The organism is Paenisporosarcina sp. P5_A11 (assembly GCF_056400705.1).
This window is the reverse complement of the sequence record NZ_JBFUKT010000318.1, coordinates 1-1,842: the sequence shown is the minus strand read 5'-3', so window position 1 is coordinate 1,842 and position 1,842 is coordinate 1. Positions and strand designations below refer to the sequence as shown.

The 1,842-nt window shown below is 38.0% G+C and carries 1 pseudogene; it reads left to right on the top strand.

The features are described from left to right. A pseudogene (locus AC1DOS_RS19865) lies at window positions 1–1,842 on the top strand (S8 family serine peptidase); the annotation flags it as partial.

Here is a 1,842-nt window from a genome sequence, read left to right as displayed (position 1 = left end):
ATACGAAGGTTATGTGAATATTGTCAATCATGCAAATCCACAAGAAAGCTATCGTGTGCCGTTCGCTGTTCGTGCAGTTGATAAAGGGATTGAAAGCATTGAAACGGATAATCCAGCCCTCAGCAAAGTGTTATGGAATCCTGCACATCCATTTATGGCGGGTCCTACGAGATATTTGAAATTCAAAGTAAATAACCCGATGAAAAATGTTCGAGCGATTATCTATAACAAAGACGGTCGTGCACTAGGTAGCACAAGTCCAAGCCCTATCAATGCTGAAACAGCACCGATAGACCAAGATTTATTTGTACAATATAGCGCTTCTTACTATCCGTTTATTGGAGATCCAAAAGATGAGATAACGGATAGTAACCTACCACAATCAGTATTAGCAGAAGGTCAATATACACTGAAGTTTAGAGCAGTAGATGCAGACGGTAAAACTTACGAGAAAGAGCAAATATTTGTTATTGACAATACATTACCTAAGCTTACCTTTAAAGATAAAGCTCCAGGTAAGGTGTACGAGTTAAAAGATTCAGATTTTACACAAGAAACACTTAACGGTGAAGCTCATAACGCATTTTGGGTTCATGCAAATCTATATGATGAAGGTGCAAATCTATTAGCACCACTTGGCATGACACAGTCTTCGAACACCCTTTGGTATTATTTTAATCAGAAAATTTTCCCTAATGGAGATTTTCCTGTTGAAGCAAACGGAGACGTGAAATTTGGTATTGAGAAGGAAGACATTGAGAATGGGCCGGCAACCGTTGTTTTATTCCCAATGGATAAGGCTACAAACGCCCATTTATTAAATGATTTCTATCCTTATGCCTTTGTAAAGGACGGTACGCCTTATGTAGTGCCAACCTACGATAAAGAAAAAGTGTATAAAAACGATACGTTAACAATGACTTTAAGTTTGAACAATGTTGAGAAACTTATGTCAGGTACGTACGATCTTGGTTTTTATAAGAATTTTGAATTTTTAGATGTAAAAGTGAATAAAGAGTTCCAACAATATGCTCAAGATAAAGGCTTAACTGTAACCGTAGACCAACCAGTCGTAAAGGAGCACCCAGTTTATACCTGGTCTAAAAAGAGCGTTAACGTAGGAGCTCATATAAACGGAAATGGATTCCAAGGATTTAGCGGGGACAGCCCGTTCCTTGATGTAACGTTTAAGCTAGTAGACGATCATTTCTATATTCTTGCAGATACAATGGACGGAGAAGAAAATACGAAAGACTTCAGCTACACGAAGTTTGGAGAGTCTGAACCAACAAAAATGACTCTGTTCAACCAAATTGACAGCTATAAAATTATACCGAAGCATTCCTATGTAGATTCATATTTGCGCCTTGAAGGATTCAGCGGTCAATCGACTAAAGATTTAACTAAGGTTGGAGTAAAAGTATACGCGCAGGATTCTAACGGAGTGAAATATCCAGGAACAGTTGACGATGCACAAGGATATTTCAGTGTGAAAAATATTCCGTTATCAAAAGAACCATACGATATCGTTGTTGATGCTCCTGGACATTTAAAGAGCATTCAAAAAGTGAATTTAGGTACAAAAACGACTTGGGGCGAGGATATTGGAAAGTATTTATTCGCTGCGTCTAAGCAGCCTACAGCTGCTGCGGGAGATGTGAATGGCGATAAAATGATTGATATTTCTGATGTCATCCAGGTGGTTGCTTTTTACGGAAAGGATCATAAGAAAGAAGACTTAAATCAAGACGGTATTGTTGACGAAAAAGATGTTCGCTTCATTGAAAAGAACTTCTTACGAGTAGGACCTGATGCTCCAAAAAATAAAAAACCAAAAGAAAA